Here is a 25,671-nt window from a genome sequence, read left to right on the forward strand (position 1 = left end):
AACCTCCCTCAATTGGTTGTGATCATTATATATAACCGCGTTTAGGACAGTCAAGGAGCGAACGGCCGCCTTGCGGGAGCTTGTCCGCCGTCTTTCGCCGCCCCGCTCACTCCCTTCAGAGGCCCTTCCCTGTAAAAGGAAAAAAACACGTACGGAACAACAGTCCGCTTCCCAATTTGGAGCGAAAAACGAAGAGGCTGTCTCATAAGTATTCACATGAATGAGCGAGTCCTAAATAGGACACGAGAGGACCTACAATTTCGCTGAAGTGCACCCCTTAGAATGGACATTGAGAAAAGACCTCTCAGTGACGATTCATCGCTGGCAAAGCGGAGTCGGAGATCCTTTCCTTGCTAAACCTGCGCGGAGCCGGAGGTTCTTTTCTCGCTAAACCTGCAAATGTGCAGGTATCACCGATCGAAAACGCGTGTCTGGAGAGAAAACCTGCGATGGTGCAGGAATTCCCGGCTTTTATCGCCTGAACGAGAGCTGAGGGCGACAAAAAAAGTATATTTGCAGGAATTTTAACGTAGTCGAAAAATAAAAAGAAAAAAGATGTACGAACGCATCTTTTTCAAAAATCCCCCCTTCGTGCAGATTGATAAGAAAAGCTTCTATTCGAAGCCTTCTCCACGATGAATGACCCTGCGTAAGAGGTAGCTTTCCATGCGATATAAGGAAGTGAATGCTCCGAAGTTTATACTTTCTTAAATCGTAAAAACGAATGAACCGGCCAAGGATAGCTCCTTGATCGGTTCATTTACGCTATAAAGCCTACTTATGGGATAGCCCCTTCCCGTTCCCGCTACAATGACGGACGGTTCCGATGTCCTGCCTCGATGTGCTTATTATTGGCCGTCTGCTCTCGTTCAATCCTTTTTTGGGCCGGGGAACGATAGGTTCTCCCCGCAAGCAGCCGGGCGGCCGCTGCCTCCAGATCGTCCGGCGCGGGGCCGATCCAGCGGTCCGGCCTGTCGTAGCGGGCCGCCTCATCCCAGCGGGCAAGCCGCTGCAGCGCATCCGCCTGCGGCGGCGGCAGCGATGCCGCCAGCGCAGCGGCATAGCCGCGCACGGTCCGCTGCAGCGGAGGCGAGCCAAGCCGCCGGTGCAGCAGCCGCCACAGCGCGCCCGCCGCCGCAAGAAAGGCGGCGCGCGGGTCCGCGGCGCGGCGAGAGCCGGAGCCGCCGCGCGGCGGTAGCGGCGCGGGCGCGGGCTGCGGTGACTGCGACGCGGGTAGCACGGACGCGGACACCGGTGAGTGCGACGCGAGTGGCACGGACGCGGACACCGGTGAGTGCGACGCGAGTGGCACGGACCCGGGCTGCGCGGGCCCGGCCGGCGCGGGCGTCGGGCTGCGCTGCGCAGCTGCCGCGGCGGCGGCGGCAACGGCGCGCCGGTAGCGGCGCAGCGCCAGTGCCAGCGCGAGGAGGCCGCGCAGCCGCCGCGAGCCAAGCGCGGCTGCCAGCGCCAGCGCTGCGGCAACGGCGGCAATGGCGGCGGCCGGCTCGGACGCCGCCCATGCGGCGAGACGGGTGCCCGAAGCCGCGGCGGAAGCGGCCAGTTCAGCCGCATGGAGCAGCGATGAGCGGACCGCCCCGATCATGCCCGATCCCGGCTCCCCGAACCAGGCCGGCTCCGCGTCCGGGACGGCCATATCCCAGCCGTCCGGCAGCGAAGCCGGTCGGCCCGCGAGCGCGCTTGCCGCTTCCGCCGGAACCGGCTGCGCGAAGCCCGGCGTCGGATCGAACGGCACCCAGCCCGCGCCGGGAAAATAAACCTCCACCCAAGCGTGTGCATCCTTGGCCCGCACCAAGTACGTATGTCCGGCTTGCCCGGCAGCAAGGTCCGCGCGATCGGCACCGGAAGTTTTCGGACCGGCTTGGATGTCCATGCCGCCATCCGCCGTCTGCTCCCCGGCGGCAAATCCTTTGACCCAGCGGACCGGAATGCCCTGCGTGCGCAGCATTACGGCCATCGCCGTCGAGAAATGAACGCAGTAGCCCTGCTTTTGCTCAAACAGAAACCGGTCGGCCAAATCTTCGCCGGAAGCCGGCAGCGACGTGTCTGCTGTCGTATATGAATAACGGCTTTTAAGAAAATGTTCCACCGCTTTCACCTGATCGTAGCGGTTCGTTCCCGCCGCCTGTACAATTTGTCCCGCGAGCTCCCCGACCCTGTCCGGCAGCGCGGCCGGAAGCTGGATATAGGGAAGCAAGCCCGTTTCGTCTTCTCTCTCCGCAGCGGTGTTTGCCTCGCCGTCTCCGCTTTGGCGCAGCCGCTCGGGATCGGTCACAGGCAGCACCGATTGAATCGCATAGGCCGAGATCGCTGCGCTTGCGGAAGCCGGATAAAGCGCTCCCGAATTCACATCCTGCAAATAGGCCGTCAAATTCCGCTGCGGCGGCGCCGTCTGCAGCTGCAGCACACGCGCTTCCGTTCCCGCTGCGAACAGCGGCATTCCTCGCGCCGGGGCCGCCATACGGACAGTCTGCGTTACAACGCTTCCTTCGCGGTTATCAGACGATTGCGCCGCCGTTCCGACCGAATGCGGCTCGATTTCCAGCTTTTTCATCAGCCTGCCGTCCTCGCTCCATCCTCTCCCGTCGTAGACCGCTTTTGTCTCGCCCCGCCAATATAAAGGGAGCGGAGAAACGCCGATGAAAACCGGTGTCTCATCAAGCGTTAGCGGAGCGCCGAGCATACGGTCGTCGACTCCGTAGCCGCTCAGCGCCGGGCCAATTCCGGACATTCCGTAGCCGCTTCCTCCCAGCTCCTGCCGGGCGGAAGATTCGATCGTCTCCCTGATTCTGTCTTGGGCATGCACGGCCCAGGCAGCCGGCTGGGAGATGCGCTGTTTGTCCGCTGCGAAAGCCGCGCCGCAAGCCGTCAGCAGCACGACCACTGCAAGCGAAGCCGCCCACCAGCGCAGCGGCGGCATATAGCCTTGGCTGAGCGGACGCTCCGCGCTGCGGCCTCCGGATGGAGGAGATGACGTTAGCGGCGCCTGATTATCGGCTGCGGGAACTCCAGGAGCAGCGGAAGCTGCAGAATTGAACGGGCCGGATGCAAGTTCCTGTATCCGCCCGAAGTTTTCGCCGCCGGCATGTCGCCGGCCGTAAATCCCGCTGCCCGCAAGTTTGCGGCCGTGAAGCTCACTGCCGGCAATTCTGCGAATTCTGGCAGGGGTAAGCAGCGCGGCCAGCAGCAGCCCTTCGGCAAAAATGCGCAGCAGGGCGTCCAGCGGATCGAGACCGAACCATGCATAAAGGGCGAGCAGGTAGCTTGCTGTCAGAAACATCAGTCCGAGGCCCCACTGCCGTATCCATACGAGCGACTGAAGAGCGGTTGACAGCATGGCAAGGCCGGCGAACAAAAGCATCATTTTCAGCGAGTCAGACATCGCCAATAATCCGCCGTGAAGCAGATGACCCGTATCCTGCCAAATCTGCCCCGGCAGCTGCAGTACCCGCTCAGGCAGCGAAGAGCCCAGCTCCGGAACCGATGCCGCCGTAAAGACGGCGCACATGAGACCGTTCAGCAGCATCGCCACCGGCCATGGAAGTATAAACAGGCCGATCGCCAAAAAGCCCGCTGCGGCCACGATCAGCGCAATAAGCCGGTGCGGCTCGCTCCATCCGGGTACCGATTGCAGCGGAAGCAGCCACTCTGCGAACAGGCCGAGCAGCAGCAGGCTGGCGGCAGCCCGCAGCCCCAGCGGCATGAAGCCGCCCATCAGCTCCCGGACAGAGGCGGAATGAGTCCGCCGCTCCGGCATAGGCGCTCTTCTCTTCAACCCGGCCGGGATCATTGTCTGAGACGGGATTACCGTATCAACGCATTTTGCTGCATCCGCCGCAACCGGCCCCGGACCCGCGGCCTTCCGCTTCGGCTCCGCTGTAAAGCGTGATTGTCCCTCTTGTTGAGCGCTCTTATCGTTCCGACGCATGGCGGACGCCTCCTTTCGCCGCAGTGCGTTCGTCTTCGCCGCCTGCGTCCGGAAGCTGCACCCATCTCACTTTAATGCCGGACACTTCCGCCTGCCGCTGCCGCTCAAGCATTGCCGCAGACAGAACGGAGCGGCGCACGATAACCGCCAGCTCCAGCCGGAAGCCGGCTGCGGCCGCACGCTCGGCCAGCCGCAGTAGGCCGCTTCCGTCCCGCCAGCATGCGGTGACGAACAGCATCGCTGCGCCCCGCGGCAGCGGCGCGGCGGCAGCGAGCCCCGCGAGCTCGAGCGGGGCTTCGCCGGCGTCCATGCGCATCCGCGCCAGCCGCTCGGCCGCGCGGGCTACGCCCTGCCGGTCGCCGGCAGCGACAGTAAGCGCCTCGCCGGCTCCGCCAAGCAGACGGACGCCGCAGCCGCCAAATACGGCACGGCCGATCATTTCCAGCGTCAAGGAGGCGCAATCGTTGAACAGCCGGTCGCTTGATTCATATGACTGCTCCGCCGTATCGAGCACGATCAGCATATAGGGCGGATCTTCAGGGTGACGCAGCTTCGTCCGCATGCCCCGCCCTTTAGCATCCGCGCGCCAGTCGATATGCCGAAGCGGATCGCCGGGGTGGTACGCGCGGCTGTCAATGCCGCCTCCCGGCTCCCGCCGTTTCCGCCCCGTGGCGGTCTCTTCTCCGGCATGCAGCTTCTGCCGGCCTCCGCGCGGATTATTCGAAGCGACAGCGCTGTGATCCGGCTGCTTTGCCAGCGGCAGCTGACCCGGCGGCACGACGATTTCGCCGTCGCACGCATAAGTCCGCCGTACCGCCGTAAGCCCGAACAGATCGCCCGCCGTCACCGTGACGGCGCGGAAGCGGTGCGCGCCGCGCCGCAGCCGCCCGGTTGAATAGCGAACGCTCCACTTCCGCGTGAACCAGGGCAGCACGAGCTGATCATAAACGGCCGGCCGCTTGGACACGGCGCTCTCATTGACCAGCTCTTCGCGGATGTGAAGCCAAACCAGGGGCAGCACGACCCGGCCGCGGACAACTTTTAGCGTCAGCTCCACGTCCGCAGCCCCTTCCTCTCCGCGGCGCAGCGGAGCGGCGGCGTCGATTGTCCGGACCGCTTCCAGCTCGCCGAGCGACAGACGCGGCGCAACCCAACAAAAGAGCATCAAGCCGCCAAGGCCGGCGGCCGCAAACCATTCCGCCGCGCCACCGCGCAGAAGGACGGCCGTCAAGCTTCCGGCCCACAGCAGCGCCAGCGCGGTCCATGCCGCCCGGCGCGGACGCGGCGCTCCTGCAGCTTCGCACTCCGCCCCGCCTATCCGCCAGCTCTCCGCACGGACCTCGTCTTTCGCCCCGCTCATCGGCGTCCCGCCTTCGGGCACGCCCGCACGCATCCCGTCCTTCGCCCCGCTCATCGGCGCCCCGCCTTCCGGCCGGCGGACGACGGGAGCGGCACTTCGCTTAAAATCCGCGACAGCGCCGCTTCCGAGCCTCCGGCCTGCGGGACGCCGTATACGCCGCGCGCGGCCAGCCGGTGAAGCAGCACCGGCTGCGCCGTCGCGAGCAGATCGTCGGGAAGGACAAAGCCCCGTCCTTCCATATAGGCCCTCGCCTGCGATGCGCGCAGCCAGTCGCGCGAAGCGCGGGGGCTCGCCCCGAGCGCCAGCTCCGGCGCCCGGCGCGTCGCCGCGGCGACGCGCACCGCATATGCGAGCAGCTCGCCCTGGACATGCACGCGCGCCGCTTCGCTGCGCATCCGCAGCCACTCCTCCGGCAGCACGACGGGACGAAGCTGCTCCGGCTGCGGCAGCGTTCCTTCCGCCATCCCCTCCAGCATGCGCACCTCTTCATTCTCGTCCGGATATCCGACGGACAGCCGCATCATAAAGCGGTCCAGCTGCGCTTCCGGCAGCGGATACGTCCCTTCGCAATCCAGCGGATTTTGCGTTGCGATCAGAATGAACGGCTCCGGCAGCTTCCGCGTCTCGCCGTCCACCGTCACGCGCCGCTCCTCCATGACCTCGAGCAGCGCCGACTGCGTGCGCGGCGACGCCCGGTTCAATTCGTCGGCCAGCACAATATTGGCCATTACCGGCCCCGGCCGGAACAAAAACTCGCCTCTGCGTACGTCCCATACCGAGCCGCCCACCACATCCGCCGGCAGCAAATCCGGCGTGAACTGAATGCGCTGAAACTGGCCGCCCAGCAGACGGGCGAAAGCCCGCGCAAGCACCGTTTTGCCGACCCCGGGAACATCTTCAAGCAGCACATGCCCGCCCGCCAGCATCGCCGCCAGCGCCTCAGTGATCACATCCCTTTTGCCCAGCAGCACCGTTTCCGCCCTCGCGGCGATACGCGCAAGGAGAACCTCGGGCTGTTCAGGCCAGCTAACGGTCCTTTCCGTTCCCCGCCGCGCTTCCGGTTGTTCGGCAGACGGAAATTGGGGTAGAATCATCGTTATCCCTCCTGGAAATCTCTTAATCTATCTATCTTCCAGTTTGGCCAAACGAATCTTCCTTTACACCTGCAGCCCGCCTTACGCGGCAACAGCCCAAATTTCCCGCTGCCCGTCCTTCTCCGTCAAGGTTGCAAGCTCCAGCCCGAACAGCCGCAGAACGTCTTTTACCGGCGCGTTCATCGTGCCTGCCTGCAATTCGTACATCTTATCGGGCAAAATGACGCCCTCGCCTCCCGCAAGCGACACCGTCACCGTCCGGTCGGCAGCGTTCCACGCGACTTGTCCGCCGAGCGCTTCGACCAGCTTGCGCACCGGCACGTTCCAACGGTCGTTCCGCAGCGCAAACTCCCCGTCTGCAAAGTCGACCGTCTGCCCGAGCGCGCGCACGGCCAGCCCCAGATCCGCAGCGGCAAGCTGCGCTTCCCCGTTTCCGCCCGCCGGACTCGTTCCTGACCCCGGACCTTTTCCTGCCACCGCTGTGCCCGCTTTCTTCCCCGGTCCCGATCCTGCTGCTCCAGCTCCTTGCCCTGTTCCTGCCACCGTCCCCGATCCTGTTGCTCCTGCTACTTTCCCCGCGCCGGCCAACTTCCCAGGTCCCGCTGCGCCAGCTTCCTGTCCCGATCCGGCTCCCTGCCATACGCCTGTTCCCGATCCTGCGACGGCAGCCGTGCGCCACACGGCAGGCGCCTGCCGCACCAGCCCCGCCACCTGCGCCGAAGTCGGAGCCGGACGGGCCCACTTCAGTTTTTTCGCAACCGGAAAGACGACCGGCTTCACGCGCTCCGTTAAAGGCGCAAACTGATAACCTTTGTTTTTGTAATAGTCAATCGTTTCCTGCAGCGCCTTCACCGTCTCATCATGGCCGGATCCGTCGTGCATCAGCAAAATAAGCTCGTGCGCCAGCTTCGAATGCCTGATGTTCGAGACGATCTCCGACGCCGGGACGCCGACGCGCTTCGAATCGCCGCTGTCCACATTCCAATCGACCATCACATAACCGGCCTGCTTCATCGCATCGAAATAGCCTTTGTCGAAGTTGCTGTACGTGCCTCCCGGCGCGCGCACAAACCGCGTCACAACGCCTTGTTTGGCAAGCGCCGCTTCCGTTTTCCCGATCTGGGCGGCAAATCCGCTGAAATTCCCGTAAAGCTCCTTGTATACATGATCATACGTATGATTGCCGATCGTATGCCCCTCCGCCTTCACCCGCTGCACCAGCTTCGGATTTCCCTCCACATGCTCGCCGACCATAAAAAAACTCGCCTGGATGCCGTTTTTCTTCAAAATATCCAGCACCTTGACCGTATTGGCGCTTGGTCCGTCGTCAAACGTAAGATACACGGTCGGCTGCTGCGGACGATCGTACCTGCCGCCGCCCTTTGCTTGTCCGGTCTTTACCCGCTCTTTCGGCACGGCCGCCGTCTTTGGAGCTCTCTCCCCTGAAGCTTTCGCACCGGCCGATGACGCCATGCGCGGAACCGAACCTGCGCCCGCCGCTAAAGAAGCCGCTTTCACAATGCCGGAGCTTTCTCCGGATCTATCTTTCACCCGCGCCTGTTCCGTTTGTTTCCGGTCAGCCGCCGCGCCTGTTTCCTTTCCCAAATGAGGAGCCTCCGCGGCATTCGCGTAAACGGCCTCAGCCGATTCCGCAGCGGGAACGTTTTCGCTAATCGCCTGCTTCCGATCCCCCAATGCCCCCGCCGTCCCCAGCATGCCCACCGTTAGCACCATCGCTCCAATCGTTATCCGAAGCCACGCTCTCATACGCCCTCCGCACCTTTCTTTCTATCAATTGATTGGCATCCTTCTGCTAGAAATGTATGAGAGATCGCCTAACGCTAATACCGTCAACGGCACAAAAAAACCTTAGTCCTCTATGAACTAAGGTTGCCGTAAAATCGAATATTTTTCAACCGCTTTGTTTGTCGAAAAAAACCGTTTTATGCAGCATTTACAAGGCTTTTTCGAAACCGGATAACAGTTGGTTCAGAGCAACTCTTTTGCCGTCATCCATATCCTTTTTTTCGATAAAATACGACCCGTCAGCTTGCGATAATGCTGTCGATCAAGCCGTACTCGACCGCTTCCTCCGCGCTCATGTAACGGTCCCGGTCCGTATCCTTGTCGATCCGTTCCACCGGTTGTCCCGTATGCTTCGCCAGCAGCCCGTTCAGCTTGGAGCGCGTCCGCAAAATCCATTCGGCATGAATGTGGATGTCGGAAGCCTGCCCCCGCGCCCCGCCGAGCGGCTGATGGATCATCACCTCGCTGTTTGGCAGCGCCAATCTTTTGCCCGGAGTCCCTCCCGTCAGCAGCACGGCACCGAAGCTTGCGGACATGCCGGTGCAGATCGTCGACACATCCGGTTTAATGTACTGCATCGTATCGTAAATGGAAAAACCGGCCGTAACGGACCCTCCCGGACTGTTAATGTACATCTGGATATCTTTGTCGGGATCTTCAGACGCCAGAAAAAGCAGCTGCGCCACGATCGAATTCGCCATCTGGTCTTCGATTTCGCCCGACACCATCACAATCCGGTCCTTGAGCAGCCGCGAGTAGATGTCGTAGCTGCGCTCCCCCCGGTTCGTTTGTTCAACGACATAAGGAATGACACTCATCGCGATCTTCCCCTTCCTTTTTTGGAGCGGCGATTCGGCCGCCTTACTTTCATTCATCCGACGTTTCGGTGAAAAAAACGCATCGACCGCCGCTGCACAGCCCGCATGTTGATTTCCGGCAAAACGTGCCCTATTTTACGCTAGGCAACCCGGCATGGTCTCCCTTGCTCAAGCCCTGGAACGACATGCTTTGTCAAGCCGCGCAGCGCGCATTTGAAATGACGGACGGGAACGGCTTGCGGCCGCTTCCGCTCCAAACCGAGCGCCGGATGACCTCTCCCGCCGCTGCCACAGGGTCAATGACATCATTCAGACCAAGCTCTACGATCCGCTGCGCATCCCCGCTCCGGAAAGCGGCCAAATAATCGTTCAGCAGCTTTTTGTCGATCCGGCCCTCCGCGGCCGCGTTGTCCGCCTCCCTCTCCGGCAGCCGGGCGGTACGGAGCGCAGCGCGTGCACGGTTCAATGCGGCTTTCACCGAGCCTTCGCTCGTCTTCAGCATCCGGGCCGCTTCCAGGCTGCGGTAGCCCAGCACATCCCGCAGCAGCACGACCGTCCGCTGCAGCGGCGATAACTCGGACAGCAGCCGCATGAGCGCGGTTTCGACTTCAACCAAGTGTTCGTCTTCCGCATACGGCGGCGGCGTCAGCTGCTGCAATAGGGTTTGCTCCAGCCGCTCTTTGCGGTAGCGGTCGATCCAAATGTTTTTGGCGGTGCGGATCAAATAAGCTTCCTCATTTACATGGCGCCCGGCTTCCTGGCGGGAGGAGAGCGCCCTCAGGCACGTTTCCTGCACCAGCTCCTCCCCTTCCCACCGGGATCCCGTCAGAACGAGGCAGTACTTCGATAAGGCGGGAAGTAGCTGTTCAAATTCCCAGTTGACCGGGCCTGCTGCCGTTTCGGTCATCGCTGGTGTCCCCCTTTCGTTGATGCTGTTCTATTTAGAAAACGAATCGGATCGGCAAAACGATACTCGGGAAGCTGAATTTTTTTCGATATCCATAAAATAACATCGCTAAGGATACTGTATCATAGCGGAGAAAGACTAAAAATATGCCCGGTCAGATTCCCTAAGCCATTGAGAGACTGGATCAGGCAGAAATATCGCGGATTATGAAGGGTGAGGTTTACAGGTTGGTTTGTTAGCCTATTGGGGTATGAGTTATTAAAACCGATCGGAGGAGTTAAAACGATGCCGGAGGTTAATGGGCGCGACCATTATTTCGATAATGTGAAGTTTGTCTTGATTGCATTCGTGGTCATCGGCCATGTGCTGGAACCCCTTTATTCGACAAGCGAGACCGCGAAGGCCTTATACAACTTCATTTACTTTTTTCATATTCCGCTGTTTGTTTTTATTACGGGGTACTTTTCCAAGAAATCGGGGAAGCTTGGCCCCTATCTCGTTCTGTACGTCATTTTTGAAACGCTGTATTCGCTGCTGGATTATGTTTTGAACGGTCGGGCAAACCTGAAATTCACCTTCTTTTTGCCGTATTGGATCACTTGGTACCTGCTTGCCGTTATGTTATGGAAAATCGCGCTGCCGTATTTTACGAAACTGAGATATCCGGTCCTGTTTGCGAGCTGCATTGCAGTATTGTCCGGCTACGCTTCATCTGAGCTGGGGTATACGCTGTCAGCGCTGCGGGCGATCAACTTTTTTCCGTTTTTCCTGGCAGGCTACGATATGAAGCGGGAATACTTCCGTTATTTATTTAATCGGCCGGTCAAAATCGCATCCGTATTTATGATGATTTTGACACTCGGGCTTCTATTCCGCTATGGGCAGAACCTCAATTGCGAATGGCTTTGGGGCAGCTTCACCTATTCCAAGCTGGGCAGCCCGGAATGGTATGCGGGGATCTACAGGGTGGCGATTGGAGCCGTATCGGTCATGTTGTCGCTGTGCGTTCTCTCCTTAATCCCGACGGGGCGGACACGGATCAGCGAGCACGGCATTCGGACGATATATCCCTTTTTGCTGCACGGCTTCGTGCTGAAAATTATGGAGCATCAAGGCATTTACGCGCACATCGACACATGGGCGGAGCAAATGCTGCTCATTCTGTTTGCCATCGGCATCACCTTTATCTTTTCCATGAAATGGGTTGAAAAAGTGTGCCGGGTGTTCTTCAGCCCTAACTTATCGTTTCTTTATAAAAAGAAAAGCGCGTCCTTATCGCGGGCGCAATGATTTTGTCCACAAGGACGGGGCTGTCCCAAATGTCGTCGCAGATGGCAGAGGAGCGGTCCCGTTTTTTTTGGCTACCACCTGATTTGTTTGACCAAATCCGTCATCGTTTCGCGCCTATCCGGGCTTATCGGCCATTCCGATATCTCATTTAGAATGAGCCCCCTGTTCGTATAGCCTTTCGCCAGCCCGTTTAACCGTGCCGCCAGCGTTGAACGGATCAGGTCACCGTGCGCAGGATACAGACCGCTTAGCTTCTCCAGCGCGTCCGGATGCCTTTTTAAATAATATTTTTGGTGCTTATCCTCAGCGGGGTGAAATCGGGAAAAAGGTTCGATCCCCGTTTCCAGCTCGCCCTTGCCGCGCTCCATCTGTTTTTTCACCTGCCGAATGATTTCCAGCTGCTCTTCATCGCGGTAAAACACGACGGATCTGTACTGGCTCCCTTTATAATGATTGATGTTAACGGGATTGTGATGGTTCCAGAACACTTCCAGTATACGCGCCAACCCGATCCTCCCGGGATCAAAATCAATCTCGACCGTTTCGGAATGATCCCCCATCCCGCGATAGGTCGGATCCGCCGAGGTGCCCCCTGCATACCCCGTACGCGTTCGGATAACGCCGGTCAAATGACCGAACAAAGCATCCGGACTCCAGAAGCAGCCCATTCCCAGCGTTACCGTTTGAAGATTGCCTTCGTTCATCCCGTCACCCGGCACATCACTTCATCCGGGAAATTGGTCACGATGCCGTCCACGCCCTTCAGCCGCAGCAATTCGGCGCGGCGGGCGCCGCGCACCGTCCAGGCGAACACTTTCATGCCCCGGTCGTGAATGCGCCGGATCGTTTCTTCCCCCGCAAGCGACTGCTTCATATTAATGTATCCGGCAAACTGCTCGAAACGCCGCAGCTTCCTGTCCGTCAAGTCGGATCTGGCGACAACAAGCACACCGAGCGGAAAATCGGGCATGAGCTCCCGCAGCTTTTCCACAGACTCGGCGCTGAACGACTGCAAAATAACGGGCCGGAAGGACGGCGTGCCGGCGCCCCCGTACTGCGCCAGCAGACGGGCGACGCTCGCTTCGATGCCGGGATAGAGCTCCGGCGATTTGATCTCCACGAACAGCCCGATCCGGCCGTAGTACCGGTCGAGCACCTCCTTAAGCGAAGGTACGCGCTCCCCCTTGTATTTGCTGCCGAACCAGCTTCCCGCGTCGAGCCGTTGCAGCTGCGCGAGCGTATACCCTTTGACGGCCCCGCTGCCGTTTGTCGTCCGCTCCAGCGTCGCATCATGGATGACGACCGGCTGCCCGTCGCGCGTCATTTGCACATCCAGCTCCAAATAGTCCGCTCCCATTGCCGCCGCCAAGTCGAAAGCCGCCATCGTGTTTTCCGGCGCATATCCGGAAGCGCCGCGATGCGCAATTACGAGCAGCCTGCGTTTCGCCTCCGGCTCCGCACCGGCCGCACCCCATGCCGCCGCTCGTGTGGCCGCCGCGCTCATTTCTTTCGCCGCGCCCGAATCCGCGCTCATCGCTCTCGCCGTTCCTGCGCTCGCAGCGCCCACTTCTTGCGCCGCGCTCGATTGCGCGTCCGCGCGTAACGCTCTCGCCTCGCCTGCGCTCGCAGCGCTCGTTTCATGCTTGACGCCCGATTCCGCCTCGGCAAGCAACACTTTCGCCGCGCCGGCAACCGCCGGCGGTCTCCAAAACGCCGCGTCAGCCTTCTCCGGCGAGGCGCCGCATGCCGTCCATATGCCGGGCAGCAGCGCCAGCACCATCAGCAGCGCCGCGCACGCTTTTGCCTTGTTCCGATCCCGCTGCCGCATGCGCTTCCCCTTCCGTTCGTACCAGACATGTCGGTTTTATTCCGCTTTTTACTATGCCCATTTCCGGCCAAAAAATTTTTTCGAATCATGCTGATCTTCGTGCCGGAAGTGCGAATCAAATGCATCTTAACAACCAGTTGTTGACATTAGTAGTGAGAACGATTATCATTTAAAAATATACTGTTGAGAATCGTTTTCAATTTATCCATAAAGGGGTGCAGCGCATGTGCAGACTTGTCACCGAGCAGCTACATATCGGTTACGGAAACCGGACGATCGTCGAGGACCTGAACCTACACATTCCGGACGGAAAAATTACGGCGCTCGTCGGAGCGAACGGCAGCGGCAAATCGACCATTCTCAAAACGATGGCGCGCATTATGAAGCCGGAGGCGGGTCAAGTCCTGCTCGACGGAAAATCGATTCAGCGCCGCTCGACGAAGGAGGTCGCCACGCAGCTGGCTATTCTGCCGCAGCACCCGACCGCCCCGGATGGGCTGACGGTTGCAGAGCTTGTCTCATACGGCAGGTTCCCGCATCAACGGGGAATCGGCTCGCTCAGCGCGGACGACCGCAAAGCGATTCGCTGGGCGCTTGAAGTAACGGGGATGGCGGAGTTCGACAGCCGTCCGGTCGATCAATTGTCGGGCGGACAGCGCCAGCGTGCGTGGATTGCGATGTCCATTGCGCAGGATACCGAAATTTTGTTCCTCGACGAGCCGACGACTTTCCTCGATATGGCGCATCAACTGGAAGTGCTGCACTTGCTCCGCCGGCTCAACCGCGAGGAAGGAAGGACGATCGTCATGGTCGTGCACGATCTGAACCATGCCGCTCAATATGCGGAGCACGTCGTTGCAATCAAACAGGGCCGGATCGCCGCCGAGGGCGCTCCGGAATCCGTCATCACGTGCGACATGCTGCGGGACGTATTCGGCGTAGAGGCCGAGATCGTAACGGCACCGGGTACGGGCCTTCCGGTTTGTCTTCCGTTCGCGCTTGCGCACGAGCCTTACGCTAACGCGGCCGTTCATCCGGAACCGGCCGGCAGCAAAACAGCGGCGGCCCATGAACGAAACGCGAGCGCATAACCGCCGGGGCAGCAAGGAGGGATATCATGCGAAGGAGTTATTAATAAATGTACAAAAGCAAGCTGATCTACATTGTTTTTGCACTGCTCGTCCTGGCAGGAATCGAAATTCGGCAGACGGTAAAAGAGCAGACAAGACGGTTCATTCCACCTGCCGAACGGCCGCTAAGCCCGTAACGAATAAGAGCAGCAGACCGTGCCCCCCTTGGGTTTTTCGGTCTGCTGCTCTTTTTTTTCGCCCGTTCCGTACTCCGTCGGGCGGACGTCGCGCGCGAGCCGCCGGGTTACAGCGAGTTCACACTTTCCAGCACCGCCTGCGTATGGCCGGCGACCTTCACGCCGCGCCACGCTTTAGCAAGCTTGCCCTGCTCATCGATCAAAAATGTCGACCGGACGACGCCCATATATTCGCGGCCGAACATCTTTTTGAGCTGCCATACGCCGAACAGCTCGCTCACCTTATGCTCCGTATCCGCCAGCAGCGGGAACGGCAGCTCATGCTTGTCCGCAAATTTTCGGTGGGACTTTACATTGTCGGGGCTGATGCCAAGCACGACCGCCCCGGCTTCTCCAAACGACGGATGAGCGTCGCGGAAATCGCACGATTCCTTGGTGCAGGTCGGCGTCATATCTTTCGGGTAAAAATAAAGCACGACTTTCTTTCCGCTGTAGTCGCTCAGCGACACCTGTTCTCCGCTGGCCGAAGGGAGCGTAAAATCCGGGACCTGTTGTCCGATTGCAAGTTCTGTCACAGCTGTGTCCTCCTTGGCCCTTCAATTCGCTATTTTCAATAATAATTAGATTATATTAACTGCCATCCTATTATGCGTCTTGTCTTAAAAGTTTAAGAGCCTGCTCCCCGGTACCGTTTCACGCCGTGGTTCCATACGAGCAGCCCGATCGTGAAGAAGACGACGCCGACGATCGGCGTCACAAGGGCGAGCGACGACAATCCGTCCCCTTTATGGTCAAGGAAATACGAGGCCGGAATTACCCCGACGAACGCGAACGGGATAAGCCACGTCAGCAGGAAGCGGATGGCCTTGTTGTAAATGTTGACCGGATAGCGGCCGTAGTTCTGAATGTTGAACATTAACGGCAAAATGCCCGTCGGCGCATCCGAATAAAACGAGATGGCCGTCAGAGCCGTATACAGCCCCGCGTATACCAATACGGCGCTCAAGATCAGCAGCAGCAGGACGGGGATGTCCCAGAATTCCAGCGGCAGACCGAGGCGTCCCCAGCAGACGGCCATAATGATGGCGCCGGCAGCCGATCCGATCAGCGACGGCGGATCCATATTTTCGAGCAGCACCTGGAACCAGTTGTGCGCGGGCCGCGTCAGCACGCGGTCCATTTCCCCTTTTACAATATAACGCTCGCTGAAGTTCCACAGGCTGAAAAAGGTGCCGAATATGCCGTACGGAACCATGAAAAAGCCGTACACGAACACGACCTCGGCCTCCGACCAGCCGCCGAGCGAAGGCGTGTGCTGAAACACGACAAGAATGAAGATCAGGTTGACGGCCTGAAACGACAAATCCGACAGCACTTCGATCCAGAAGTCGGCGCGGTAGGTCAGTTTTGTTTTGGCGTAATTTTTGAAATAATCCCATAACAGCGATAGATAGAACATCGTTAACCTCCCTGCACGAACAGCCGCTTGCGCGCCGCCCGCCATAACCATGCGATCGGAATGAGCAGCGCCGCGAACCAGACCAGTTGCAGCCCGAACACGTGCCAAACCGCGCTCCCCGTCACCCGTCCGGTGAAGACGGAGCTGGGCAAAAACGTAATCGCCTGGAACGGCAGCCACTTCATCGCGATTTCCAGCCACCCCGGGAAGAACGAGATCGGCACGACGACGCCGGAGAACAGGTCTACCGCCACCCGCTTCAAACGCATCATCCCTTCGCTGCTCTCCACGAAGAAAGCGGACAGCCCTGTCAAAATGTTGATCTGCGAATTGATCAGAAAGCTGAAAAACAGCATGATCAAGTACACCGCCCATGTGCCCGGATTCGTCGGCAGCGTAACGGGAAACAAAATGCACGCCACCACCATGCCCGGAATCATGAACAGCAGGAAGCGGAACAGCCCTTCCCCGAATCCCTGCATCATTTTGACGAATAAATAGTTGTAAGGACGGATCATCTGGATCGCGACACTGCCGTCCTTGATTTCACCCGCGATTTCCCGGTCCAGATTGTTGAAATAAAACGCGCGCGCCATCCACGAAACGGCGACGTAAGTCGTCATTTGGGCGACCGTAAAGCCGGCGAGCGTCGTTTTGTCGCCGTAGATCGCTTCCCACAGAAAATAATAAGCGCCAATGTTAATGGCATAAATAACGATACCGCTGTAATAGTTAACACGGTAAGCGAGCATCATGAGAAAGCGGATGCGGATCAGGTCCAAATAAGCGCTAGCCACGTTTCACCGCATCCTTCCCGCTTGTCCCGCCTTCCGCCGCTTCGAGTGCGCCGCTTTCGCCCGGCTCCGTCATGCCTGCGCCCGCTGCGGAAAGAGCTTCCTCGGGTTCCGGTACGGCACCCGCTCCGCCGGCCTGCAGCGCGCTTCCCGCCGCAGCCTCCGGCGCTTCCCCGCTGCCGCCGTCTCCATCCTCGGAAGCATCAAGGTCCGCCGGGGCGGAAGCGCTGCCCGACGAATAAATTTCCCGCACGATTTCGTCGGTATTCGTCTCAAAAATCTTTATGTCGCGAATTTCCGCCGCGCCGACGACGCGCGAAAGCGCATCGGACACGTTGACCGAATGCGGCAGCCACATCATCGCGGTCAATTCGTTTTCGCGGCGCCACGTTACGCCTTCCAGGCCGGCCGTCAGTTCTTCCATTCGCTTCAGGCTGTAATGGTTTGCGAACTGGAACTGGATTTCCCGGCCCTTGCTCCAGCGGCTCTTCAATTCCTCCAGGCCGCCGTCATAAATGATTTTGCCGTCGTCCAGCATAATGACGCGCGAGCAAAGCGCTTCAATATCCTGCAGATCGTGGGTGGTCAGCAGAATCGTCGTTCCGTGCTCTTTGTTCAGCTGCTTCAGAAATTCGCGGATCTCCGTCTTGACGACGATATCGAGTCCGATCGTGGGCTCGTCCAAAAACAGAATCGACGGATTGTGCAGCAGCGACGCGACGAGCTCGCAGCGCATCCGCTGGCCGAGGCTTAGCTTGCGGACGGGACGATTGAGCAGCTCCCCGAGCTGCAGCCGCTCCACCAGCTCATCGAGCCGTTTGCGGTAATCCGCTTCCGGCACCCGGTACACTTTGCGCAGCAGCTGGAACGACTCGATCACGCCGATGTCCCACCACAGCTGAGAACGCTGACCGAATACGACGCCGATGCCGCTGACGAATTTTTCGCGATCCTTGTACGGAACGTAGCCGTTGACCTTCAAATGACCGCTCGTCGGCACCAAAATGCCGGTAAGCATCTTGATCGTCGTCGATTTGCCGGCTCCGTTCTCGCCGATGTACCCGCAAATTTCCCCTTGCGGAATTTGAAACGAAATATCTTTGACGGCCGTCACTTCCCGATATTCCCGTTTGAACAGATCCTGAAGCGCTCCGGCAAGGCCTTCCCGGTTCTTCTGAACTTTGAACTGTTTGCGTAAATCTTTTACCTCAATTGCATTCATAACGCTTATCTCTGGCTCCTCTCGTGCGGTAGCTCGACATTTCCCGGGAAATTGTGCATTTATTCCACCGGTACGGATAAAACTTGATTATATGCGACCTCGGCATTTATAATTTTATGATATGTAATGTTGAACAAACTATCAAGAGAACATTCCCCCTTCTGGCTATGGACAAGACGGGCGGAAAGAAGCTGACACGTAGAATCGCTCATAATCGAAGCCTGGGACCGAGCACTATCCGGGCTTTATATCAACGGATTGGAAGGGAGATTGCAAGCCGGATGAGAAGCAAACCGAAAACAAGCAAAAAAAGACCGTGGCTGTGGGGTATAGCCGGTATTTTGGTCATTCTGATCGGATGCGGCGCCTACTATAGCTACAATGTCTATAATGCCTTAGACGGGTTGAATAAAACAGGAAAAGAAGAATCCCGGTTCACCGAGTTCCAGGAAACCGAAACCGAAAAGCCGCCGGAGTGGACCGGCAAGGAACGGGTCAATATTTTGCTGATGGGCGGCGACGGCCGCGGGCTGGAGAAAAACCAGGTCGCCCGTTCCGATTCCATGCTGGTCGTTTCAATCGACCCCGTTACGAAAAAAGCGCATCTGTTCTCCGTCCTTCGCGATACTTTTGTCGATGTCGAAGGCTACGGCACAAACCGGATTAATGCCGCTGTAGCGCTCGGCGGACCTAATGTGGCCATGAAAACGATCGGTGATTTGCTCGGACTTCATATTCAATACTACGTTTATACCGAATTCGAAGGCTTTAAATCGCTCGTAGACGCGATCGGCGGCATCGACTTCAATGTCGAAAAGGATATGAACTACGTCGACAACGCAGACGGCAACCGGTACGACATCCATCTGAAACAAGGGTTCCAGCATCTCGACGGCGACAAGGCGCTGCAATATGTGCGCTTCCGTCACGACGCGATGAGCGATTTCACCCGGACCGAGCGGCAGCGCGATTTCATGAAGGCGGTAGCCGACAAAATGAAATCGACCTGGAGTATTGCCAATATGGCGGAAATCATTAACGCCGTCAGTCCTTACATCGAAACGAACCTGTCGATCGGCGACATGCTCAAGCTCAGCTCGCTCGGCTTGAACATACAAATGTCGGGCTCCGCGCAGGTGCCGCCGATGCAGCTGATCGGGGACGAGAAAGTAGGCGGAGCATCGGTTCTCGCCGTCCGCGACGAAGAGAAGCTGCACCAGTATGTACAGGAAACGCTGACCGAAGACAGCACGCAAATGGCCGGCACGGACGGAAGCGGAAGCTCCGGCGCGGACAAATCCGGCGGCTCCGGAGCTTCCGGTGCCTCCGGCACGACCGGCTCCGCCGGGAACGGCACGAATTCCGCAGGAAGCGGCAGCACCCAATAAGCCGGCCAAGCGGGGCTGCCAAACCGTTAGGGCAACACATCGGACGATAACGGACCAAGAGGGCAGACCGGCTTTCCAGACGGAGACCGGCTGCCCTCTTTTTTAGTTTCTGCCGTTGATTTTTAAAAGGTTTAATTGCTTAGTCCTTCATCGGTTCACGGACCCAAAGCGCAAGCCAGCCGCGCAGCGGCCCTTGTTCCCACACTTAACAGTGTGGTGGCACCAAGCGGAGCGGCTGACTTGCGACTGGAGAAGCGACAGCGTTCGCCTGAAGGCTTTCTGCAAGAAAGCCACTACGGAAGCATACGCTTTGTCCTCCGATTTCAACCTCTGAGTTCATTCAATCAGAAATCGGAGGACAACAGCGATCGGAAGCGCAAGTCAGCCGCGCAGCGGCCATATGCCACCACACTCCCATCCCATCCCCACCATTTTAGGAGGTTAACAACATGTCCAAATCACGCAGCCGTTCCGAGCAGCTGTACTCGGAGGCGCTTCAGCATATTGTAGGCGGGGTAAATAGCCCCTCCCGTTCGTTCAAAGCGGTAGGCGGCGGCGCGCCTGTTTTTATGAACAGAGCGCAGGGCGCCCATTTCTGGGACGTCGACGACAACCGCTATATTGACTACTTGGCCGCTTACGGCCCGATTATTACCGGCCACGCCCATCCCCACGTCACGGAAGCGATCGTGCGCGCGGCGCAAAACGGGACGCTGTACGGCACGCCGACCGAGCTCGAAATCCGGATGGCCCAAATGCTGAAAGAAGCGATTCCGTCGATGGATAAAGTCCGGTTCGTCAATTCCGGCACGGAAGCGGTCATGACGACGATCCGCGTCGCCCGCGCTTACACGGGTCGCAACAAAATCATCAAATTCGCCGGCTGCTATCACGGCCATTCCGATCTGGTGCTTGTCGCGGCCGGGTCGGGGCCGTCTACGCTCGGCATCCCTGACAGCGCCGGCATTCCGTCCAGCATCGCCCACGAAGTCATTACGGTGCCGTTTAACGACCTCGACGGGCTGAAGGAAGCGCTGGACCGCTGGGGAGGCGAAGTCGCTGCCGTTATGGTCGAGCCGATCGTCGGCAACTTCGGCATGGTGATGCCGCAGCCCGGCTTCTTGGAAGGGCTCTGTACGCTCGCCCGGCAGGCCGGCGCGCTCGTCATCTATGACGAGGTCATAACCGGCTTCCGCTTCCATTACGGCAGCGCGCAAACTTACGGCGCGTTTCCCGACCATAGCGCCATCGAACCGGATTTGACCGCGCTCGGCAAAATTATCGGCGGCGGCCTTCCGATCGGCGCTTACGGCGGCCGCAAACAAATTATGGAGCAGGTGGCGCCGCTCGGTCCGGCCTATCAGGCGGGCACGATGGCGGGCAATCCCGCTTCCATTGCAGCCGGCATCGCCTGCCTGGAGGTGCTGTCGGAGCCGGGCGTATACGAACGGATGGACGCGCTTGCCGTACGGCTCACCGACGGGCTGCGCACCGCTGCGGAGCGCAGCGGTGTGCCGGTTACGATCAACCGCATCCGCGGCTCGTTCTCGGTCCATTTTTGCGATCATCCGGTTACGAATTACGAGGAAGCCCAGCTGACCGACAGCGAGCAGTTCGCTTCCTTTTTCCGGCAGATGCTGGACCTTGGAGTTTGCCTCGCACCGTCGAAATACGAAGCCTGGTTCCTGACGACGGCCCACACGGACGCCGATATCGACGAGACGATTGCCGCTGCCGAGCAGGCTTTTGCAGCGGTAAAGAGTTAGGCCCGTCCGGCATAACCTTTGACTTTTGGCTCGCGTTGCCGTTTACGAATACCCGCCACTCCCATACGGTACCCTTGGGCTGTTTATCTCTCATTGGCACAAAAAAAAGAATCCCGTCCATTAAAAGACGGGATTCTTTTTTTGTGCTGCGAATAGGAAAACATTCATAATGATACCGCTTCGCGACAACAATCATTTTCTTGCCCAACCGGCGATTCTCCCGATATCCTCCGGGCTTGTTCTGCAGCAGCCGCCGATTAACCGGGCACCGTGCCCATACCATTCATAAGCATACTCACCGTAGTCTTTTTCAGAAGATGCCCCGCTCCATGTTTTCGTTACGGGATCGTAATGCTCTCCCGAATTCGGATAGACAACAATTGGTTTCGCCGTATGCTTGCGGATTTCTTGTATCAGCGGAGTGATGATGTGCGTCGGCGAGCAATTAATGCCGATTGCGGCGACCTGCCTCTGCTGATCGAGCCACTGCGCACACTCGGCAATCGGGGTTCCGTCGCTGATGTGCCGCTCGTCTTTTGCGCTGAAGCTAATCCATGCATACGTATCCGGAAACTCTTCCAGCAATTTAACAATCGCTTTTGCTTCAGTAAAGGAAGGAATCGTTTCGCAGGCGAAAATATCGGCACCCGCATCAATAAGAGCTTTCATCCGCAACCGATGGAAATTCATCAATTCGGATTCATTCAACCGGTAATCTCCCCTGTATTCCGAACCATCGGCAAGAAATGCGCCGTACGGCCCCACGGATGCGGCGACGAGCGGTTTCGGCCGGTTGAACCGATTGTCGGGAAGTTCCCAAAACTCATCTCTTGCTTGTACGGCTACCCGCACGGATTTCTGTATCAGGCGAATGGCTTCATCTTTCCCTAAACCGCGTGCGGCGTATCCTTCAACGGTTGCCTGATAACTGGCCGTAATCGCGCAGTCTGCGCCTGCAGCAAAATAATCCAGATGCACCTGTCGGATTAACTCCGGGTTTTCCAGCAATATTCCGGCCGACCATAAGCTATCGTTCAAATTGCAGCCGCGGCCTTCAAGCTCGGTTGCCATTGCACCGTCTAAAATGATTAACGGGAAATGTTTCAATACATGTTCAATCGGATTCATAATGGATATGCATGCTCCTTCCCATCATGATAATCGTTATGAATTGTTGCGCAAAAACTTGCGCAATCGTTCGTCCTCGTTGTTATTAAACATTTGCTCGGGCGATCCTTCTTTTAATATAATGCCTTGATCCATAAAAATGACCCGGTCGGCGACTTCGCGCGCAAAGCCCATTTCATGCGTAACGACGACCATCGTCATGCCTTCCTGCGCCAGAGACTTCATGACATCGAGCACTTCCCCCACCATGTTCGGATCAAGCGCGGAAGTCGGCTCGTCAAACAGCATGATTTTCGGCTGCATCGCAAGCGCACGGGCAATGGCAACCCGCTGCTGCTGGCCGCCGGACAATGAGCCCGGATAGACATCGGCTTTCTCGGATAACCCTACTTTGGCGAGCAGCGCCCGCGCCCTCGTTTCGGCTTCGTGCTTCGACAGCTTGCGGATCTTCCTTGGACCGAGCGTAATATTGTCCAGTACGGTCAGATGAGGAAACAGGTTAAAACGCTGAAACACCATTCCTACTTCCTCTCTTGCCTTATCCATCTTCACTTTGGGATCATGAATATGATAGCCGTCAACGACCACGTTTCCGGAAGTAATCTCTTCTAAACCGTTTAAGCAGCGTAAAAACGTGCTTTTGCCGGAACCGGAAGGCCCGATGACACAGACCACTTCTTTTGTATCGATTTGGCACGTTACTCCTTTTAACACTTCGTTATGGCCGTATTTCTTGTGGAGCCCGGATACGTTAATCACCTTTGCCGTACCTCCTTTCAAGCCACGAAACGACTAATGAAAGCCCTAAAGTCATCAGTAGGTACATCACGGAAATGGTCAAATACGGCTCCCATACGCGAGTTGTTGCCCCGAATGCCGCACGGGCGGCATATGCCAGTTCGGCCAGGCCGATGGCCGATACGAGCGACGAGTCTTTCAGCAATGAGATCGTTTCATTTCCGAGTGCGGGCAGCATGCGGCGAAAAGCCTGGGGGATGATGATGAAACGCATCGTTTTCGCATAAGAAAATCCCAATGAACGGGCGGCTTCGCTTTGCCCTTTGTCCAACGATTGGATGCCCGCCCGAAAGATCTCGGCAATATAAGCACCGGCGTTCAAGGTTAAAGCGACGGCACCGGACAGAAATGTGCCCGAGAAGGTCCCGTCCGAAAGTTTAATTTGTCTGGCCAATTCGCCGCTAATGAACCAACCGTTCTCCGGATTGATAAAAAGAGGCATTAAACCAAAGTGAACGATCAGAATTTGAACAAACAGCGGCGTTCCCCGGAAAAGCGTGATATATACGATTGCCGGCACCCGGATCAAAAGCAGTACAAGATGCTTTAATATCCCGCGTTTCATGTTGGCCATTCGCGCAATGGCAGTGAGTAACCCAAGGAGAGTTCCGAGCAGGATTGAGATTACGGTTAACTGCAGCGTCATTACGGCGCCTTGAAGAAACATAGGCAAATAATTTTGAATAATGTCCCATCTTAAATCCATTCGTTAACCTGCCTTCATCGATAAAATAAGCGGTGCGCATTTATTCGCCAAAGTACTTGTTGTAAATCGCGTCGTAAGTTCCGTCTTCTTTAATTTTCTTGAGTCCGTCGTTAATTTTGCCCATCAGTTCCGTATTTCCCTTTTTCATCACAAAGCCGTAATATTCAGCTGCAAACAACGGCTCGTCGATCGTTTTAAACCCTTTATCCGGATTATTTTTCACGTAATACTTTACGACGCCGTTGTCCGCCACTACAGCGTCCACCCCACCGTTCTCCAGTTCTTTCAGAGCAAGAGGAGTCGTTTCAAAACGTCGGATATCTTTACTGTCCGCCCCCATCAGCTTGGAAACCACTTCATCACCCGTTGTTCCGGTTTGCACGCCCACTTTTTTTCCTTTCAATTCCGCAAAATTTTTGATCGAAGTGTTGTTAGGGACAGCCATCGATTGTCTTGCCTCGAAATAAGGATCGGAAAAATCGTATTCTTTCTTACGCTCGTCCGTAATGGTGATTGCCGAAACCAATAAATCGCGGTCGCCATTGTTAAGAGTGGCAAACATTCCTTCCCATGGCGTGTTCACGATTTTGATGTTAATGCCGCCTTTTTCCGCTACCGCTTTCACAAGCTCAATATCAAAACCGATAAATTCATTTTTCTCCGTCAACGATTCAAAAGGGGCATAGCTTGCGTCTGTAGCCACGATGTATTCTTTAGCCGAACCGCTTCCTGTTTCCTCATTCTTACCGGCGCCGCAGGCTGCCAATGTGACGATCATGACAAGCGAGATTGCGAACATCATTACGGTCTTTAGGTTTTTCATGTTTCATACACTCCTTGTTTATTGTCAAATTATATACAATATACTTAACAACTTATTCGGTCTTCATTGTCGAACAGAAACTTATCGCTGCTTACGCGATTAAGTATGAATCGTTGAATCACCCCCGCAATTGGCATATAAATCCTGGTTTTTTCGCCATTTATATCGCTAATCTTCGATTTCGCTCCTATTTCTCCCCTTTCGTTCAGATGGCACTATCGAGTAGAATCTCTCAAAATCAAGTCAGAAAAGTTAACATCATTTATACTTTATATAGTATATTGTATACGGTTTTTTGTAAACATTTTTCTTACCGACCTCTGCCCGATCCGGAAGTCAAACAACAATATGCTGTTATGTTCCGTCCCCGCTTGCTTTAAACCCTTCTCCGAGCACTTCAAAAATATCGCTGACCGTTACAAACGCATAAGGGTCCACGTTACGAATGAGGCGCTTAATCTTCATCACTTCCACCCGGCTGACAACGCAGTACAAAATCGGCCGCTCTTCATTGGTGTACCCTCCTCTCCCATCGATAAGAGTCGTTCCCCTTCCCATCTCTTTGTTCACAGCATCGGATATTCGTTTTGCCTGATTGGAAATCACGACGACCGCTTTGCCCCGCTGCACGCCTTCCAGAACAAGATCCAGCACGCGCGATCCTACAAATACCGTTACAATCGTATACATCATTCGTTCTTTATCCAAAAAAACGAGCGACAACAGAAGCGTTGCCGCATCAAAGGCAAACAGGCTTCTGCCGACCGGCCATCCGAAATAGTTATGCAATATTTGAGCCACGATATCCGTACCGCCGCTCGTCCCTCCGTAACGGAATATAATGCCGACGCCAATTCCGGATAATACGCCGGCATACAATGACGCCAGCAGCAAATCGTTCATCGGAAACCGGAGCTCCCGGAACAGGAACAAAAAGACGGACATCATAACGGTCGCCAAAACGGTATAGAGAAACGATCGTTTCCCCAGCGCCTTCCAGCCTAACAGCAGCAGTGGAATATTAAACAACAGATACATCATACCGGTATTCCACCGGAGGACATATTCGAGCAGCAGGCTGATTCCCGCAATTCCCCCTTCCGATAATCCGTTGGCCAGATTAAAATAATTCATGCTGAACCCTACCAGAGCAGATCCGAGCGTAATGGCGAGGCATTGTTTTATTCTCTCGTACAAGATAATCATCCTTTCCGGACAACGATGACCTTGATGCGCAAAGGCTTATGCACAAAGGCTGCCGTTGTTGCGGC

At 57.1% G+C, this 25,671-nt stretch carries 22 protein-coding genes; 5 read left to right on the top strand and 17 right to left on the bottom strand.

Annotated features, from left to right (window positions below; all coding sequences use genetic code 11):
- Positions 1-805 precede the first annotated feature (805 nt).
- The 6 genes from VN24_RS06935 to VN24_RS06960 all read right to left on the bottom strand — a co-directional run bounded on the left by VN24_RS06935 (position 806) and on the right by VN24_RS06960 (position 9,931).
- A complete protein-coding gene (locus VN24_RS06935) occupies positions 806-3,946 on the bottom strand; it encodes a transglutaminase-like domain-containing protein (protein ID WP_045669793.1) in 3,141 nt (1,046 codons plus the stop codon).
- Positions 3,930-5,360: a DUF58 domain-containing protein gene (locus VN24_RS06940; RefSeq protein ID WP_045669794.1), complete on the bottom strand. Its 1,431-nt coding sequence runs from the start codon at positions 5,358-5,360 to the stop codon at positions 3,930-3,932. The genes VN24_RS06935 and VN24_RS06940 overlap by 17 nt, the downstream gene beginning before the upstream one ends.
- Entirely contained in the window at positions 5,357-6,400 is a 1,044-nt protein-coding gene (locus VN24_RS06945) for an AAA family ATPase (RefSeq protein WP_045669795.1), read from the bottom strand. The genes VN24_RS06940 and VN24_RS06945 overlap by 4 nt, the downstream gene beginning before the upstream one ends.
- An 81-nt stretch (positions 6,401-6,481) precedes the next feature.
- On the bottom strand, positions 6,482-8,167 hold the full coding sequence (locus VN24_RS26220; protein WP_052702831.1) for a polysaccharide deacetylase family protein: 1,686 nt from the start codon (positions 8,165-8,167) through the stop codon (positions 6,482-6,484).
- 278 nt (positions 8,168-8,445) lie between these two features.
- Positions 8,446-9,024, bottom strand: a complete 579-nt coding sequence (clpP, locus tag VN24_RS06955; RefSeq protein WP_045669796.1) for an ATP-dependent Clp endopeptidase proteolytic subunit ClpP — start codon at positions 9,022-9,024, stop codon at positions 8,446-8,448.
- Between the two features lie 193 nt (positions 9,025-9,217).
- Entirely contained in the window at positions 9,218-9,931 is a 714-nt protein-coding gene (locus VN24_RS06960) for an RNA polymerase sigma factor (protein ID WP_045669797.1), read from the bottom strand.
- Positions 9,932-10,216: 285 nt separating this feature from the next.
- Between VN24_RS06960 and VN24_RS06965 the strand changes: the two genes are divergently transcribed.
- Positions 10,217-11,221: an acyltransferase family protein gene (locus VN24_RS06965; RefSeq protein WP_045669798.1), complete on the top strand. Its 1,005-nt coding sequence runs from the start codon at positions 10,217-10,219 to the stop codon at positions 11,219-11,221.
- Between the two features lie 71 nt (positions 11,222-11,292).
- On the opposite strand, the gene msrA is transcribed toward VN24_RS06965, so the two are convergent.
- Together msrA and VN24_RS06975 are read right to left on the bottom strand one after the other, a co-directional pair.
- Positions 11,293-11,925 carry a peptide-methionine (S)-S-oxide reductase MsrA gene (msrA, locus tag VN24_RS06970; protein ID WP_045669799.1) on the bottom strand — a complete coding sequence of 211 codons (633 nt, stop codon included), beginning with the start codon at positions 11,923-11,925 and terminating at the stop codon, positions 11,293-11,295.
- Positions 11,922-13,049 (bottom strand): glycerophosphodiester phosphodiesterase, encoded by a 1,128-nt coding sequence (locus tag VN24_RS06975; RefSeq protein ID WP_052702832.1) that lies wholly within the window; start codon positions 13,047-13,049, stop codon positions 11,922-11,924. The genes msrA and VN24_RS06975 overlap by 4 nt, the downstream gene beginning before the upstream one ends.
- 224 nt (positions 13,050-13,273) lie before the next feature.
- Here VN24_RS06975 and VN24_RS06980 point away from each other — a divergent pair, with 224 nt between their 5' ends.
- Both VN24_RS06980 and VN24_RS28420 read left to right on the top strand, forming a co-directional pair.
- Complete coding sequence (locus VN24_RS06980; protein WP_045669800.1) at positions 13,274-14,140, top strand: ABC transporter ATP-binding protein; 867 nt, start codon at positions 13,274-13,276, stop codon at positions 14,138-14,140.
- Between the two features lie 47 nt (positions 14,141-14,187).
- The gene (locus VN24_RS28420) at positions 14,188-14,316 is read left to right on the top strand and encodes a hypothetical protein (RefSeq protein ID WP_274520422.1); all 129 of its coding nucleotides are present in this window, start codon (positions 14,188-14,190) and stop codon (positions 14,314-14,316) included.
- Between the two features lie 107 nt (positions 14,317-14,423).
- Here the strand turns inward: VN24_RS28420 and bcp are convergent, their stop codons facing one another.
- From bcp to VN24_RS07000, 4 genes are all read right to left on the bottom strand, one after another.
- Positions 14,424-14,891: a thioredoxin-dependent thiol peroxidase gene (gene bcp, locus VN24_RS06985; RefSeq protein WP_045669801.1), complete on the bottom strand. Its 468-nt coding sequence runs from the start codon at positions 14,889-14,891 to the stop codon at positions 14,424-14,426.
- Between the two features lie 92 nt (positions 14,892-14,983).
- Positions 14,984-15,775: an ABC transporter permease gene (locus VN24_RS06990; protein ID WP_045669802.1), complete on the bottom strand. Its 792-nt coding sequence runs from the start codon at positions 15,773-15,775 to the stop codon at positions 14,984-14,986.
- Positions 15,776-15,777: 2 nt separating this feature from the next.
- Positions 15,778-16,572, bottom strand: coding sequence for an ABC transporter permease (locus tag VN24_RS06995; protein WP_045669803.1), 795 nt, complete (start codon positions 16,570-16,572; stop codon positions 15,778-15,780).
- On the bottom strand, positions 16,565-17,791 hold the full coding sequence (locus VN24_RS07000; RefSeq protein ID WP_045669804.1) for an ABC transporter ATP-binding protein: 1,227 nt from the start codon (positions 17,789-17,791) through the stop codon (positions 16,565-16,567). Before VN24_RS07000 ends, VN24_RS06995 begins: the two co-directional genes overlap by 8 nt.
- 281 nt (positions 17,792-18,072) lie before the next feature.
- Here VN24_RS07000 and VN24_RS07005 point away from each other — a divergent pair, with 281 nt between their 5' ends.
- Together VN24_RS07005 and VN24_RS07010 are read left to right on the top strand one after the other, a co-directional pair.
- A complete protein-coding gene (locus VN24_RS07005) occupies positions 18,073-19,179 on the top strand; it encodes an LCP family protein (protein WP_045669805.1) in 1,107 nt (368 codons plus the stop codon).
- Between the two features lie 449 nt (positions 19,180-19,628).
- On the top strand, positions 19,629-20,945 hold the full coding sequence (locus VN24_RS07010) for a glutamate-1-semialdehyde 2,1-aminomutase (RefSeq protein ID WP_045669806.1): 1,317 nt from the start codon (positions 19,629-19,631) through the stop codon (positions 20,943-20,945).
- A 192-nt stretch (positions 20,946-21,137) separates the two neighbouring features.
- Here VN24_RS07010 and mmuM read toward each other — a convergent pair whose 3' ends face one another.
- The 5 genes from mmuM to VN24_RS07035 all read right to left on the bottom strand — a co-directional run bounded on the left by mmuM (position 21,138) and on the right by VN24_RS07035 (position 25,597).
- Positions 21,138-22,073, bottom strand: a complete 936-nt coding sequence (gene mmuM, locus VN24_RS07015; RefSeq protein ID WP_045669807.1) for a homocysteine S-methyltransferase — start codon at positions 22,071-22,073, stop codon at positions 21,138-21,140.
- A 36-nt stretch (positions 22,074-22,109) separates the two neighbouring features.
- Positions 22,110-22,832, bottom strand: a complete 723-nt coding sequence (locus VN24_RS07020) for an amino acid ABC transporter ATP-binding protein (protein ID WP_045669808.1) — start codon at positions 22,830-22,832, stop codon at positions 22,110-22,112.
- Positions 22,825-23,577, bottom strand: coding sequence for an amino acid ABC transporter permease (locus tag VN24_RS07025; protein ID WP_045669809.1), 753 nt, complete (start codon positions 23,575-23,577; stop codon positions 22,825-22,827). Before VN24_RS07025 ends, VN24_RS07020 begins: the two co-directional genes overlap by 8 nt.
- Positions 23,578-23,617: 40 nt before the next feature.
- Positions 23,618-24,400 (bottom strand): basic amino acid ABC transporter substrate-binding protein, encoded by a 783-nt coding sequence (locus VN24_RS07030; protein WP_045669810.1) that lies wholly within the window; start codon positions 24,398-24,400, stop codon positions 23,618-23,620.
- A 354-nt stretch (positions 24,401-24,754) separates the two neighbouring features.
- Entirely contained in the window at positions 24,755-25,597 is an 843-nt protein-coding gene (locus tag VN24_RS07035) for a YitT family protein (protein WP_238590852.1), read from the bottom strand.
- Positions 25,598-25,671: the final 74 nt, after the last annotated feature.

Source organism: Paenibacillus beijingensis (assembly GCF_000961095.1).
GTDB lineage: Bacteria > Bacillota > Bacilli > Paenibacillales > Paenibacillaceae > Paenibacillus_O > Paenibacillus_O beijingensis.